The following is a 15,161-nucleotide window of genomic DNA, read 5'->3' as shown; positions in this document are numbered from 1 at the left end:
AGTATTATCAACAGCCGTTAGGCGGAGTCAGTATTGCTGATTTTAAAACAGATATGAGCGAAGGCTTCAGCCAATTAGCAGGACAAGGTCGCTCGGTTAATGCCGGTATCAGCTACGCATTTTAAGTAAATTACCTAAATGTAGCCATGATGTTTAGCATGGCTAAATTACAGCTGATCACAAAAATCTATAAACTGCGTTAACAACGGATTTTTGTATTTGTCTTTATGCATCACCAACCAAAACTGCCTTTGCATGGGGTGGTTTAAGTTAAGCTGCGTAACGCGGCCATCTTGTAAAGCGTACTGTGCCGCGAGTGACGATAAACACCCCAGCCCTAACCCTTCAGCAACGCTGTTGATCAGTGCCTCTGTCGTGTTGAGTTCAAAACTTTGGCTCCAATTATCGATATGCGTAGCGAGGTTTTGTAAAAAGAATGAGCGTGAACCAGAGCCAGCTTCCCTTAATACCCATTCGCTGTTTGTTAAATCATTAAAACTAAGCTGTAATTTTGCAGCTAAAGGGTGGGATAGCGGTGCAATAATACACATAGAGTCTTGGCTAAACACGGTTGAGACTAAGTCGCTTTGCTGGGCTTGGCCTTCTATTAGTGCAATGTCGAGCTCAAAATCGCGCAGTTTTTGGCAAATAAGCTCAGAATTTGAAATAAAAACTTGCTGTGAATAATGCTGCTGTTGTTGGCGAAATCCACTGAGTATAAAGGGCAACACATGATTACCAATGGTATCGCTGGCACCTATTCTTAAGGTGCCGCTGGCTTTTGCTTGGGGCGAAAAAAGCGTATTAATATCATTTGCTCTGTGCAGTAATTCATCGGCCAAGGGCAGTAATTTTTGCCCTTCTTGATTTAAAATTAAGCGATGATTTACTCGGTCAAACAGTGGGTGACCTAACTGCTTTTCAAGCTCGCTAAGCGCCATACTGACTGCCGCTTTAGATAGATAAAGCCGCTCTGAGGCTGCGGTAAGTGTTGCATGCTGAGTAATACCTACAAACACTTTAAGTTGTTTAAGAGAAATATTCATGAGTTTTATGTTTAGTTTTTATGAACATGTGTTCTATATAATTAGATTTAACTAAACAAAATGCAAGGTTAAACTTCTGTATAAGATAAACAGTGAGTGTGGAGTATAAACATGTTTAATTATATAAAAGCCAAAGTAATAACCGCACCTACCCCAATGGGTGGATTAGCATTAGGCATAGCCAGCCTTGGTTGGGCTTGGGAAAACATGTTTAATGCAAATGGCGCAGCGCAATACACTGGGGCGGCAATTGCGAGCGTATTATTATTAATACTTGGCTTAAAATTTTTACTGCACCCGCAATTACTAAAAGCCGATTTAGCGCACCCTGTTGTAGGTAGCGTTGTGCCTACTTTTGCTATGGCAACGTTGGTGGTATCTAATTCGTTAGGGCACGTTAATCCATTAGCAGGGGATGTGCTTTGGGTAGGCGCATTTTTATTGCACTTAGGATTTTTATTGAGCTTTGTTATTCATCGTGTTCGTGAATTTAAAATTGAACACATGGTGCCAAGTTGGTTTGTACCACCTGTGGGTATTATTGTTGCCGATGTAGCGTTCTCGGGTAACCCAGCACTGTTGTTTTTAGCACAAGCAGCACTTTATTTTGGCATGTTAATGTACGCAGTTATGTTGCCGTTAATGATTTACCGGATAATATTTGCTGAGCAAATTCCTGATGCTGCACAGCCCACATTAGCTATATTAGCGGCGCCGGCAAGCTTATCGTTGGCGGGGTATTTCACTGTAGTGACCCAGCCGTCGCCAGTGATAATTGGGGGGTTATTTGGTATTGCCATACTAATGACATTAATTATTTATACGGCATTTTTTAAATTACTACGCCGCAGGTTTTGCCCTGGGTTTGCTGCATTTACCTTTCCCATGGTCATTGGTGCTACGGCGTTATTTAAACTCGCGGATTGGATGCTAACTATGAATGTTGATGTACAGTTTATAAACCAAATACATCATTTAGCGGTAGTTGAATTGCTAGTAGCAAGCGCTGTGGTTGGCTATGTAGCGATCCGTTATACGCATTATTTTAGTTCCTTGGCTTTAAACGGCTTGAGGGTGTGAAATTGTAATAGTTTGAATACAGAACGAAGAGGCAATAATGAGATTTTGCCTCTGCGGTTAATTATTATTTTAGCGGCAAGTAAATATCAGTTATTAAATCACACTCATCTACTTCATGAATGAGATTTAAGTAATGAAAGAAGCACGGAAAATCTCTAACTTCTTCAGCACTGTTTGGTAACCATTGACGATATAGATAATAAACAGTGTCGCTGATAGTGTCATGACTGCCAAAGTGCCTGACTAAAGCGCAGCGACCTGCCGGGATCTCACCATTTTTTACGCCGTATTGATTATCGCTAATTGGTTGCTTGACGCTGCCGGCGAAGTCAAAGCGAAAATCGTTGTCGTCAGTCACCGCAGGATCGCTATAAGGGATGCCATAAGTATCACTGGTTTTTACCGGTGATAAGCCTGACTCTTTTCGCCATTTAATAAACTGTGCGGCTGTTTCCATAAGCTTAGTGGCCGAACCGTTGTGGGTAAGCAACGCAACAGCTTGCGGTGCAAAGTGAACAATTTCTACTTTCATATTACTAACCTTTAATTCAGGTATTTTAAAGTCAAACTGCGCATGCCAATGTGGCCAGTTTGGTGTGCTTCTGAACTGAGTTGGGGATTGAGCAAAAACACGTTTGAAAGCACGACTAAAAGCTTCAGGACTTTCAAAACTTGCCTCTAATGCAATATCAATAATGCGTTTGTGATGCTCAAAAGCAAGCCGATAAGAGGCGCGCTTTAAGCGAGCAAATTGCGTGTACTTAGTAACGCTTACCCCCATTATTGAGATAAATAAACGATGAAAATGAAATTTAGAACAACAGGCAACGGCACTTAAACTATCTAATGTAAGTGGCTCATCAATATGGTGGTTTATATAATCACAGACATGATGGATGCGCTGTAGGTGCGTGTTTTTCATAGTTACTCGTTATACTTTTATTCAGAAGTGGCGTCAGTGTGACAAAGTAAGAGAATGCCTGCCTGATTGAAATTGCTCAAGTTGCTTTTTAAATAAAAAAGAGCCCAAAGGGCTCTTAACTGGGGGAATTAATAAGGATTGATAGGGGAGTAGAAGTTATTGTTATTACCATTAATGCTCACGTCTAGTTGCATACCATTATGAGCGTGGCTAACCACATTGTAATTATCACCAGGTAGTAGCTTTACTCTATTAATATTTTGATAGTTTACTGGGCTCCCACATTGCAATGTCACTCTTTGCGTATTAGCCGTTTCTTTAAAGATGTAAACTTCATTGCTGCCGTCAACAACACCTGTACCAGAGGCATCGATGAACAGTGAGGTTGCCTCACTGGCTGCAATAGAAAAATACTGATTGCTGTGATGGCCTAAAGACACTATGGCACGCCCCATTCTGTCTCGTTCTTGGAAGTGTGTATCGGTTAAGCTGTTGTTTAATACAGGCACATCAATAAATCGACTGCTGAAGTTAAGTGTTTCGTGGCAAAAGTCAGTGACTACTTCATCTGATACTGCGCCAGCAACGCCATCTGGGTCGTACACGCTGTTTGCCATTAATGCCATGCCTGCAGACGTTCCGCCAACGACACCGCCCTTATCAAAAACGTGTTGCACAGCGGTTTGTACTTTTGTACCTTGCCATTGATTAAGATAATCAGATTGGTCACCGCCTGCAATCCATACAAATTCGGCACTGCGGATAGCCCAGTCAACATAGTCATCATTCGCTTTGTTGCGAGTATCAATGATCAGTGTTTCTACTGAGTCGGCATTCATTAAGTTCAGTAAATAATCGTTATAAGCGTCAGTACCAGAGGTTCTAAGCACAACAACATCGGCACCGCTGCCAACATGGTTAGCAACGCGATTACTAAATGCTTGATCAACATCGCTGCCACCGCCCATAAGTAATACAGCACCTTGATCAGCTGTTAATGTGTTGCATGAATCAGCACTGCCACCTTGTAAATATGCTTGTAATGAACCTGGCTTTGCAGGGCGAGAGCTATAGCCACAATCACCGCTGCCACTTCCGCCACCGGTGTTACTACCTTCACCAAAATTGACCGTTAAATCGTACCAACCTGTACCGGAGTAACGCGTTACTTTTACATAATAAGTACCCGTTGATTGTGCACTATAACTGCCTGTTTCTGGTACATTGCTAGTTGCCCCTTCGGCAACAGCAGATCCTGTTTCTTGGTATAATGCCCAGTCAAAATCATCGTTAGTGTTGTGCTCAAGGCTGACCTCAATAGGCCCGACTTGAGTTACTTCAAAGCTAAACCAATCAGTATCATTGCGGCTCAACGAGCCTGCAACGGTGGTATTACTACAAAGTTGGGTATTTGCATTGCTTTCAGTGTCGTTTGATTCAACTTCACTTGTTAAGCAAGCATTGCTTGCAAACGAAAAAAACATGCACGCGGCTAGTGATCCATTAAGAATTGAGAGTTTTCTTTTCATTATTGTTACCTGAATTTTAATTACATAGAAGCCTTCCTACTGCGAGGCATTATTGCTTTTAAATTATTCAGGTTTTTTTATTCGTCGAACCATTCACTTAAATGATAGTTGACAGAACATTCTTGAGGAGCACTAGGAGCGATAATAAATAGTTTGTTCATTTATGCCTCCTAAGTGATTATTGGTGTGTTTCAGCATTGTTGCTGAATATTCAATATTACAGTTAGATGTGCAATTTGCAACTATTTATTAACTTTTATTTCACTTCGTCTCAAGCTTTTGTTTTTATTGATTTATCAACACGCTTCATCGTTTAAAGTGTCTATTTGCTGTTCTTGAGCGAGTAGTGCCAATCTTTCACGTTCAGCTTTAGACACATAAGCAGGCTTATTACTTTTATGTAATTTAGCGTTAGCGCGCTTATCTCTTTGATTAAATTTAGTAACGATCTTTTTTCTGCGGTTCATGGTTTATCTTCACGCGCTTAAAATTGGTGGCATAGTATACAGCCTTATTGCAGCCATTAGCTATTTAAATATTTTGCTCTGAATCTTGCTGTGATAGGTACAGTGCTGGCTTAATAAAGGTTAACAACGTTACAATTGCAGAGTCGTTTGGTTTATCCAATTCTCGGTCTTTTAAAAATAGGAATTTGTTTTGAAACAGTTTATTTTAGCCAGTTTGGCACTTTTGGCCGCCAATGCACATGCTAACCTTGATACGCGCAGCGATGCTGCGGCGCAATATGCGGTCAATATATATCAAAGTGCACAAATTCATACCTTAGCTAATTTAGTATCATTCCCGACGGTTAATAAAGACGGCATCAATACTCCTGATAATCCCGACTTTATTGGCTTTAAAGCTTTGTTAAAAATGAAAGCTGCTGAACTTGGTTTTGATTACCAAGATTTAGGTTACACAGTCTTAATTGGTATGGGTCAACAAACAGATAAAGTAACCATAGTAACCCATGGCGATGTGCAACCTGCCAACGCAAGTAAGTGGAAAAAAAGCCCGTTTGAAATAGATAGTACCTCAGAGCCAGGTAAATTAATTGCGCGTGGAACAGAAGATGATAAAGGTGCTATCGCAACCGCTTTATATGCAATGAAAGCTATAAAAGATCAACAGATCACACTTAATAATCGTATTGAGTTGATGATTTACTTAGCTGAAGAATCTGATTGGGGTCCGCTTGAAGAGTTTATGAAAAGCTATCAGCAGCCTAAATATGCGGTTACTATTGATGCGTCATACCCGGTGGTTGTCGCGGAGAAAGGTTGGAGCTTAATTGCACCAACGTTTAATGCTACCTCAGCACAAACAGGAGTGTATGTAAGTGAACTTACTGGCGGCGCTTTTAAAAGCCAAATACCAGAAGATGCGAGTGTGGTGTTACATAACGCCGATACTGCGTTAGTCAGCAAACTTAAACATGCAACGAGTGCGCTTAACGCTGTGGAATTTAACTTTAGCGAGCAAGCTGATAGTGTTGTTATCAGCGTAAAAGGGTTGTCTGCTCATTCATCAGAGCCAGAATCTGGGGTTAACGCCATTGCTTACTTAGCAGAAGTTTTTAAAGGTGTTGAGCTTGAGAATAACAGTGATGGCCAAGTAATTGCGTTTATTAATCAGCTAATTGGTCTTGATATACATGGCAAACAGTTTGGTGATATTGCTTATAAACATGACTTTATGGGACCTATGACAGTAGCACCAACGCTTATTGAACGTAATGGTAATGAACTCACACTCGCTGTGAATTTACGTCGCCCAATGGGTAAAGATGAAGCGGTATTGCGTACGCAAATTGATACCGCACTGAGTAATTGGCAAGTGAGAAATAACGTAAAGTTATCTGGTGTTGATGTGGTGATTGGCACGCCAATGTTGCTCGACAGCGCACCTCATGCACAAGCATTGTTAGATATTTTTAAACATTTTACCGGTGATCAAGAGGCTGGGTTTGTATCTATTGGTGGTGGCACCAATGCCAAGTTATTTGATAATGCGGTATCGTTTGGGCCATCAATGCCAGGCAAGCGCTACACCGGTCACTCGGAGCATGAGTTTATTACAGTTGAACAACTTAAGCTCAATCTTAAAATGTATACAGCAATGATGATAAAGCTGGGTAATATGTAACTTAGGTTGTCATACACACAAAGTAAAACGCCGCTAAATTGCGGCGTTTTTTTACTTCTAAGTCGTTAATTAAGCTAAGTTAACGTTTCAAAGTAGTCGTTCATTTACAATTTTTTATATTAACAACGTTGATTTTCCATAAAACACTTAACATTTACGCGACTAAATGATAAAAAGTTTTATCGCCTACTGCGTTTAAAATAAATGGATAGTTGTAATGATGGAATTTTTAAACTTAGCGCTTACTTTCCCCACCGTTATTTTTTCAGCCCTGTTGTTAGTTGTGATGTTGTTTTGGCTAATAACCCTTATTGGCTTTGCTGATATTGACATGTTTGAATCAGATCTAGAAATTGAAGCCGATGCGTCGCAATGCTCAGGATTGAGTTCATGGTTTAGCATGGGCTTTGGTGGCATCCCAATTACTGTATCTATTAGTCTCGTAGTGATGAGCAGCTGGTTGATCAGCATCTATGCCCATAAGTTTTTTGCCTATCTGTTAGGCGATGGTATGTGGTTTTATATTTTTGGCGTGCTAATGCTGGGCGTTTGTTTACTGATTGCTATGCCAATTGCGGCCATTATATCTCGGCCATTACAGCGCTTTTTTAGCAGCGCACAAACCTCGCAAAGTTCAGATTTACTGGGTTTAGAATGTGTTGTTGTCACTGGCAAAGTAACCAATACATTTGGCCAAGCACGGGTTAAATTTCAAGGTACTGAGCAGTTACTTGAAGTTAGAGCTGAAAATGACGAGCAATTTACATCAGGTGACACTGCGGTGTTGCTTGAATACCTCAAAGAGCAACACTGTTACATTATTACCGCCAAACCTTGGTAATACCCTAGTTTATTTAGGGGCAAGTAACACATAATAAATCGATAATCACGTTAGGACATAACATGGAATTTTTAGATAATCTCATACCTATATTGACATTTGTAGGTATAGCAATCGCTGTTATTTTTGCTATTTTGCTAATTATCGGCAAGTTTTATCGCAAGGTAGAGCAAGGCCAAGCACTGATCATTAATAAAATGAAGAACGAGCCCGATGTCACCACTACGGGCGGAATTGTTTACCCTGTGATCCATAAAATGGAAGTGATGGACATTTCAACCAAGCGCATGGTGCTTGAGCGTAAAGATAAAGGCGGTTTGATTTGTAAAGATAATATTCGCGCCGATATCGCCATTACTTTTTATATTCGTGTTAACGAAAACAAAGAAGATATTTTACGCGTTGCTAAGCAAGTCGGTTGCGCCCGTGCATCAGAGCACGCCACATTGCAAGAATTGTTTGAAGCGAAATTCTCAGAAGCACTTAAAACTGTTGGTAAGCGAATGGATTTTGTTGAGTTATTTACTCACCGAAATGAATTTCGCGATAATATTAAAGAAGTGATTGGCCAAGATTTATCGGGTTATTCACTTGAAGATGTTGCTATTGATTACCTTGAACAAACGTCAATTGATAAGCTCGATCCGCAAAATATTCTCGATGCCGAAGGTATTCGCCGCATCACTGAAATGACCGCAGTACAAAATGTATCTACCAATCAATTGAAGTGTGATGAACGCGCTAAAATTGAGATCCAAAATCAAGAAGCCACCGAAAAGTCACTGGAAATTGAGCGCCAAAAGCAAGATGCCATGTCACGTCAAGTGCGCGAAATTGAAACCGTGAAAGCCCGCGAATATGCCGAAGCTGAAAAAGTACGCCAAGAAGAGCGCTTAAAATCAGAGCAAGCCCGCATTCAAACAGAAGAAGCGATAGGCATTAGCGAGCAAAATAAGCAACGTGAGCTTGATATTGCCGAACAAAACCGATTACGCGTTTTGGGTATTGAAGAAGAGAAAGTTGCTCGTTCACGTGAAATTGAAGTGATCGAACGTGAAAGAGAAACCGAAATCCTGCGCATCAATAAAGAAAAAGCACTGGAAGTAGAACGTAAAGAAATTGCCGATGTAGTGCGTGATCGCGTGATTGTTGAAAAATCAGTGGCTGAAGAAGAAGAGCGCATTAAAGATGTGAAAGTACTCGCAGGTGCAGAGCGCGAGAAGAGTGCGATGATCATTCGTGCCAAAGCCGAAGCCGAACAGTCATTAGTAAAAGATATCGAAGCTGCAAAAGCGCAAGAGCAAGCCGCAGAATATAAAGCTCGTGAGCTTGAAACAATGGCCAACGCAGAGCTTAGAATTGCTAATCAACAAGCTGAGTCGAAAAAGATTTTGGCGCATGCGCAACAAGTTGAAACAGCTGCTAAAGGGCTTGCTGAAGCGGATGTTATTAAAGCGAAGGCCGAAGCAAATGCAATTCAAGGTGAAACTGATGCTAAAGTAATGCGTCAAAAACTTGAAGCTGAAGCACAAGGTAACCGTGAAATTGGTTTATCTCAGGCGCAAGTACAAACAGCCATGGCTGATGCGAATGAGAAACAAGGTGAAGTGGAAGCGATTAACCTTGAGCGTAAGATGCGCGCCGAAGCAAAAGGCCTTGAAGAGAAGCTACAAGCCTTGAACGCAATGGATCAAGATGCTCGCGATTACGAAAGCTTTACGCTGCAGCTTAACCAACAAAAAGAGCTCGTATTGGCAAAAATTTCAGCCAGCAAAGATATTGCCGAGCATCAAGCACACATTATGGCGAAAGCCTTAGGTAATGCTGATATTAATATTATGGGCGGCGATGGTCAGTTCTTTAATCAATTTATGAGTGCAATTAGTTTAGGTAAATCAATTGATGGCTTAGTTGATGAAAGTAAAACCGTACAAACCGTATTTAAAGATCACTTAAATGGTGATCGTAATTTAATTGAAGACCTAAAAGGGGTGTTAGCTGGGGCGAATGGCTCAGCCGAAACACTTAAAAACTTCAACATGAGTAAGTTATTAAAGCAGTTAAGTAATACCTCTGCGGCTGAAAAAAGCCAATTACTAAGCATGTTAGGCGGTAACTTAGGTGGTGGGTTAGATGAGAAAATTAAACTAGATCCAAAAGACTAGCTTAATTTCTAAGTTCTCTCGTTGTAGCCGCAATAGTTTAACTATTGCGGCTAACTTCTATTAAATTTCAGGATAGGTTTCATGACGGACGCAACTCAACAAGCGCTAGAACAAGGCTCGTACGATTTAATTAAACGCCGCTTAAATAATTTTGGTGCTAGTTTAAAAACGCAAATAGATGATGTAAATACACAGCGTATTAACGAGTTTGGTAGCACTGATCTACAAGTAAAAGGGCGTGTTCGCGTTCGTACGGAGCAAAATTGTACCCCGCGCGATATCGTGATTATTGGCGATAAAGTTATCTTTGCTTACAACGTATTTTTGGGATTAAAAAAAGAAACCGCAATCAGTGATGTATTTAGTGTACAAAAGCTGGTGGAGCAAGACGACCATTACGAAATTGAGCCTTACCCAGAGACAACGCGTTTTTTAACCGATAGTCGTTTTATTCGTGATTTTGAAGAACTATATACCTACTACAAACAAACCAGCCTACAGCATTTATATCAACAAAATGGCAAGCTATTTGCTCTATTCCAAATCGGTGACAAGTTATCGGATGTGCGGGTTTTTCGCTGGGAAATTCACCCAGACAACACCATTAATTATATCGATAACCGCGGTGAGCGTGATATTCAACACGCACATGACTATGATTTTGAATGGCTCAAAACTGACCGAAGTAACCACATAGAAGGGCGCCACGCTCATATCAACATCGCCGACCAAGTGTTTGTTGAAACCATTGGCGGTTCACTGACCATTAAAATAGAAAACAGCACTGACACCGGTGAAGGGATTTATCAAGAAGCTGTTGATGATAAAAACCAATCCCTTGCTGACAGCGAAGTTGAGTACGCGCTGGTAGGCGACTTAGTGCTGCTAAAAATTCTCCCATACCGTGAAAAAACATGGCGTTACTTTATTTATAACACCCGCACTCAGCAGGTCATGCGCCAAGATGCAATCGGCAGTGCATGTGTTACTTTACCTGAAGATCACGGCATTATTTTCCCTGGCGGTTACTACTTACAATCAGGACAAGCACGCTCGTTTGAAGAGCAAATAGAAGATTTAGAATTTCACCGACATATAAAGTCACCAAACGGCGAAGATGTTTTATACGTGTTTTACGAGCCAAGTGAAGGCCGTTACGCGCTATTTGCCTATAATATTATTGATAAAAACCTGCAAAATCCAATTTATTGTCACGGTTATGCTATTTACAACGATGGTATAACGCTGACTTTTAAAGCCGATAAAGACCAAGCGGAGCGAGTACACCCGATTCAAATTTGGCAAAGCCCGTTTGTATCGGCTGAATTTGCAGCCAATGCGCCGCCACTTACTAGCTTTTTTGGTAAAATAGGTAACCCCGATTTAGTTCGCGGTATTTCTGATTTATACAGTGTCTGTAAAGCCATTAGCGAGCAAAGCCCGACTTTATTTCATTACGAAGATTTAATTGCCCTTAGCCGGAATATCTTTGACCGTTACCATTGGCTTAACGAAAGCGAATTTGCGGAAATCGCACAAAACCTACACAGCATCAATGAAACCGCTGAGCAAGTGCTTGATGAGTTTGAAAAAGTCACCGAGATTCAAAACAAAGCCAAGCAAGCCTTGGTGGATATTAATAAGCAATACACTGATGTAACCCGAGAAGTACGTCCTGATAGCTTTAAAGTCGCACCGCAATTTGTGCAAGGTATTGATGCATTAAAAATGCTCAAAGGGCAAGTAATAAGCCTTGAAGATATTAAATATATAGATATTGCTGCACTGAATAACTTACAAAGTGAAATTGATATACGGCTGGTGGAAGTAAGCCAAGCAACAGCTGCGTTTTTACAACAAGACAGCGCGCTGGCGCCGTACCACGAAAAACTTAAAGAGCTTGAAGAGCTAAGCAGTAAAAGCGAAAGCGTTAGCGAGCTGAAGACCTATATCGCACAGTTAGATGCGCAAAGTGTAGAGCTGGATTTACTTAACCACACTATGCTTGATTTAGACATCGACGACAGCCGTGTGCGCACGCAAATCCTCGAAGATATCAGTGCTGTTTATGCGTTGGTTAATCGTGCTAAAGCGAGCATTGAAATCCGTCAAAAGAGCCTTGGCAGTGTTGAAGCTAAAGCTGAATTTGCCGCACGCTTTAAGCTTTTTTCGCAAAGTATTACCAACGCACTAAATAATGCTAAAACCCCAGAGGCGTGTGACGAGCAACTTTCACGTTTGCTTATTCAGCTTGAAGAGCTGGAATCGCAATTTAGTGATTTTGACGAATACCTGACAGAGATCATTGCCAAACGTGATGACGTATACGAAAGCTTTGAAGCGCATAAACAAAGCTTAATTGATACCCGTCAGCGCCGCGCATTGAATTTAGCCAATGCCGCCGAGCGTATATTGCAAGGCGTTAACCGCCGTGCGCAAAGCTTTACTGAGCTTGATGCATTAAATACTTATTTTGCCGCCGATCCTATGATCAGCAAGCTTCGTGCATTGACTAGTGAGCTTAAAGAGTTAGGCGATGAAATTCGTGCCGATGATATCCAATCAAAGCTAAAAGCCAGTAAAGATCAGGGCATACGTTCGTTACGTGATAAACAAGATATTTTCACTGACGGCGGCAATACAGTCAGTATTGGTAAGCACGCTTTTAGTGTTAATAAGCAATTACTCGATTTAACCTTATTGCCGCGTGACGAGCAGCTGATGCTGCACTTAACGGGTACTGATTATTTTGAGCCAATAACAGATGAGAAAAGCTTACAAACGTTACAGCAAAGCCGTCATTTGTGGCAACAAACATTAGTTTCTGAAAGTGAGGTGGTTTATCGTGGTGAGTATTTAGCTGCACAAATATTACTCGCTTGTGAAAACAGTGAGCATTCGCTGACTTTTGCACAATTAGAGCAGGCACAACGAGATAAACAATTATTGCAGCTGGTGCAAAAATTTGCTGAACCGCGCTATCAAGAAGGCTATGAAAAAGGCATTCATGACCACGATGCATGGGCAATTATTGACACCTTACTGACGCAAAAAAATAGTCTGGATTTACTTATTTATCCGGCTAGTTGTCGTATTATTGCGCAGTTATTTAGTGCGCAATTGTCATCTGCACAACTGAACGAATATTTCCATCAAGCGAGCAATGCTATTTTGATGGATAAACACTTTGCTGCGACCAGTTTTATCAGCACGTTAACCGCGCAGTTAAGTGAACAGATCAATGTCTTTTTAACTCAAGTTAGCAAATTATCTGCACGTTTTGCTGATTTATCCAGTGACTTGGCCGCAGCTTATTTAGTGCAACAATTAGCGCAACAAAAAACGGCAGAGCAACAGCTATTTATCGTTTCTCAGCAAGCTAAAAATTTAGCTGAACAGTTTAGTAGTGACGCTAAAGCCAAAGGTTATAGCAACGAGCTTGCTCAGGCCTGTGAAAACGTAAAGCAAACTGATGAGCGAGCATTATTATTTTTAAGTTGGCTTAATGCGTACTGCATGCAAAATCCTAAAGTGTCGGCGATGGTGCAGGCGGAAGCGGCTAACTACTTGCATCTCAGTGCCACCACAACATTAAAATACACTGTGTTGGACGTCACCCCAAACACCCAAGTTGAGCGTTTAATGGGGCAGCATAAACGAGTGCAAGAGCAAACTTTACATGTTGATTATGCAGAGTTTTATGCCAGAACTCGTAAATACATCACAGAGCAAGTACCGGCTTTTGAGCAGTATCATGCACTGCGCAGTGATATTTTAGCGGCGCAAAAAGAACGTCTGCAACTTGAGGAATTTAAAGCCAGGCCACTTAGCTCGTTTGTACGTAATCAGCTAATCAATAAAGTGTACTTCCCAATTATTGGTGATAACTTAGCAAAACAAATTGGCTCAGCAGGTAAAAACAAACGCACTGATTTAATGGGCATGCTATTACTGATCTCGCCGCCAGGTTACGGTAAAACCACCTTAGTTGAATACGTTGCTAACCGTTTAGGGCTGACTTTTGTAAAAGTAAATTGCCCGTCGATAGGGCACGATCAGGTGTCACTCGATCCTGCTCAAGCCATTAATGCTACTGCTGAAAAAGAGATTGCAAAAATCAATCAGAGCTTTGAAATGGGCAATAACGTGATGCTGTATTTAGATGATATTCAGCATACTAATCCTGAGTTTTTACAAAAGTTTATTTCTTTGTGTGATGGCTCAAGACGTATTGACGGGGTGTGGAACGGTAAAAGTAAAACCTATGATTTACGCGGTAAAAAGTTTGCCGTAGTGATGGCAGGTAACCCGTATACGGAATCTGGTGAGAGCTTTAAAATTCCTGATATGTTGGCAAACCGCGCCGATATTTATAATCTTGGTGATACCTTAGCCGGGTGTGAGCAAGAGTTTGCCATGAGCTTTATAGAAAATGCGCTAACATCTAATGCAGTATTAGCGCCATTGGCTAACCGCAACATGGAAGATTTATATAAGTTAGTGAGGATGTGTCAAGGCGAAGATATTTCATTAAATGAGCTTGAACACGGCTATTCACAAGCGGAAGTTAACGAAATTAAAGCGGTACTTATACGACTAATCACTATTCGTAATACCGTATTAAAAGTGAACGCCCAGTATATTGCCTCAGCCGCGCAAGATAATAATTACCGCACAGAGCCGCCATTTAAATTGCAAGGCAGCTACCGTAATATGAATAAAATGGCAGAAAAAGTCGTTGCTGCCATGAATGACGAAGAGCTAGAAAACTTGATTTGTGACCATTATCGTGGTGAAGCGCAAACACTCAGTAAAGGCTCTGAAGAGAACTTACTTAAACTCGGTGAACTGCGTGGCACCTTAAGCGCAGAACAGCAGCAGCGCTTTAGTCAAATTAAAGGTGACTTTGTACGTTTAAATAAACTTGATGGCGCCGGCAGTCCGGTGATGATGGCGGTGGAGCAAATGGGTTATTTGCATCAATCACTGGAAGAGATTGCCGGTAAACTTAGTAAAAACAACCTAAGCCACGATTACAGCCAGTTATTACAAAGTGTTGGTGTGAATATTCAAGGTTTAGATAATAAACAAGCAATTAGTAGCATAGCGCAATCGCTTGATAATGGTTTTGTGCAAACGCCTTATATGGCAAGTTTAGAGCAATTAAGCCGTGCTATAGCTGGTAATAACTGTCAGCCACACTTGCAGGCGTTAATTGAGCAACTTGCAGCCCTTGATAATAAAGAGGCTGTGAATGCGCTAACTGCAGCGGTTACCAGTAACAATAACCAAACGTCATTTACTGAGCTTGTTAATGCAATTAACCAACAAACTCAAGGTATCAATAATAACAATGTGCAGGCTCAGTTTGAAAAATTGATTGCTGCATGGGGCGCGAAATAGCATTTAAATTAACCACAAAGGAAGCAA

9 protein-coding genes are annotated in these 15,161 nt (G+C 41.1%); 5 read left to right on the top strand and 4 right to left on the bottom strand.

What is annotated here, in order from left to right; genetic code table 11:
* Positions 1-167: 167 nt before the first annotated feature.
* Positions 168-1,046: a LysR family transcriptional regulator gene (locus tag H5162_RS08475; protein ID WP_145237498.1), complete on the bottom strand. Its 879-nt coding sequence runs from the start codon at positions 1,044-1,046 to the stop codon at positions 168-170.
* A 111-nt stretch (positions 1,047-1,157) separates the two neighbouring features.
* Between H5162_RS08475 and H5162_RS08470 the strand changes: the two genes are divergently transcribed.
* Positions 1,158-2,126 carry a TDT family transporter gene (locus tag H5162_RS08470; protein ID WP_182731060.1) on the top strand — a complete coding sequence of 323 codons (969 nt, stop codon included), beginning with the start codon at positions 1,158-1,160 and terminating at the stop codon, positions 2,124-2,126.
* Positions 2,127-2,190: 64 nt separating this feature from the next.
* Here H5162_RS08470 and H5162_RS08465 read toward each other — a convergent pair whose 3' ends face one another.
* The 3 genes from H5162_RS08465 to H5162_RS08455 form a co-directional block, all read right to left on the bottom strand.
* Positions 2,191-3,048: a GyrI-like domain-containing protein gene (locus H5162_RS08465; RefSeq protein WP_145237492.1), complete on the bottom strand. Its 858-nt coding sequence runs from the start codon at positions 3,046-3,048 to the stop codon at positions 2,191-2,193.
* Positions 3,049-3,176: 128 nt separating this feature from the next.
* Positions 3,177-4,577 carry a pre-peptidase C-terminal domain-containing protein gene (locus tag H5162_RS08460; RefSeq protein ID WP_182759838.1) on the bottom strand — a complete coding sequence of 467 codons (1,401 nt, stop codon included), beginning with the start codon at positions 4,575-4,577 and terminating at the stop codon, positions 3,177-3,179.
* A 296-nt stretch (positions 4,578-4,873) separates the two neighbouring features.
* On the bottom strand, positions 4,874-5,044 hold the full coding sequence (locus H5162_RS08455) for a DUF2986 domain-containing protein (RefSeq protein ID WP_182778256.1): 171 nt from the start codon (positions 5,042-5,044) through the stop codon (positions 4,874-4,876).
* Positions 5,045-5,234: 190 nt separating this feature from the next.
* Between H5162_RS08455 and H5162_RS08450 the strand changes: the two genes are divergently transcribed.
* The 4 genes from H5162_RS08450 (at position 5,235) to H5162_RS08435 (ending at position 15,134) form a co-directional block, all read left to right on the top strand.
* Positions 5,235-6,725 (top strand): dipeptidase, encoded by a 1,491-nt coding sequence (locus H5162_RS08450; protein ID WP_182778254.1) that lies wholly within the window; start codon positions 5,235-5,237, stop codon positions 6,723-6,725.
* A 217-nt stretch (positions 6,726-6,942) separates the two neighbouring features.
* On the top strand, positions 6,943-7,566 hold the full coding sequence (locus tag H5162_RS08445) for an OB-fold-containig protein (protein ID WP_259398190.1): 624 nt from the start codon (positions 6,943-6,945) through the stop codon (positions 7,564-7,566).
* A 62-nt stretch (positions 7,567-7,628) separates the two neighbouring features.
* A complete protein-coding gene (locus H5162_RS08440) occupies positions 7,629-9,731 on the top strand; it encodes a flotillin family protein (protein ID WP_145237480.1) in 2,103 nt (700 codons plus the stop codon).
* Positions 9,732-9,812: 81 nt separating this feature from the next.
* Entirely contained in the window at positions 9,813-15,134 is a 5,322-nt protein-coding gene (locus tag H5162_RS08435; protein ID WP_182778252.1) for a DNA repair ATPase, read from the top strand.
* Positions 15,135-15,161 lie beyond the last annotated feature (27 nt).

This window comes from Pseudoalteromonas sp. SR41-8, from assembly GCF_014163915.1.
Classification (GTDB): Bacteria; Pseudomonadota; Gammaproteobacteria; order Enterobacterales; family Alteromonadaceae; genus Pseudoalteromonas; species Pseudoalteromonas rhizosphaerae.
Note: the sequence above shows the minus strand (reverse complement) of the source record. Positions and strands in the feature narration are given on the sequence as shown.

Excerpts from the sequence above, each read along its gene's own strand:
- H5162_RS08465 (WP_145237492.1), bottom strand. The coding sequence starts at position 3,048 with ATGAAAAACACGCACCTACAGCGCATCCATCATGTCTGTGATTATATA.
- H5162_RS08435 (WP_182778252.1), top strand. The coding sequence starts at position 9,813 with ATGACGGACGCAACTCAACAAGCGCTAGAACAAGGCTCGTACGATTTA.
- H5162_RS08445 (WP_259398190.1), top strand. The coding sequence starts at position 6,943 with ATGATGGAATTTTTAAACTTAGCGCTTACTTTCCCCACCGTTATTTTT.
- H5162_RS08455 (WP_182778256.1), bottom strand. The coding sequence starts at position 5,044 with ATGAACCGCAGAAAAAAGATCGTTACTAAATTTAATCAAAGAGATAAG.
- H5162_RS08440 (WP_145237480.1), top strand. The coding sequence starts at position 7,629 with ATGGAATTTTTAGATAATCTCATACCTATATTGACATTTGTAGGTATA.
- H5162_RS08460 (WP_182759838.1), bottom strand. The coding sequence starts at position 4,577 with ATGAAAAGAAAACTCTCAATTCTTAATGGATCACTAGCCGCGTGCATG.
- H5162_RS08475 (WP_145237498.1), bottom strand. The coding sequence starts at position 1,046 with ATGAATATTTCTCTTAAACAACTTAAAGTGTTTGTAGGTATTACTCAG.
- H5162_RS08470 (WP_182731060.1), top strand. The coding sequence starts at position 1,158 with ATGTTTAATTATATAAAAGCCAAAGTAATAACCGCACCTACCCCAATG.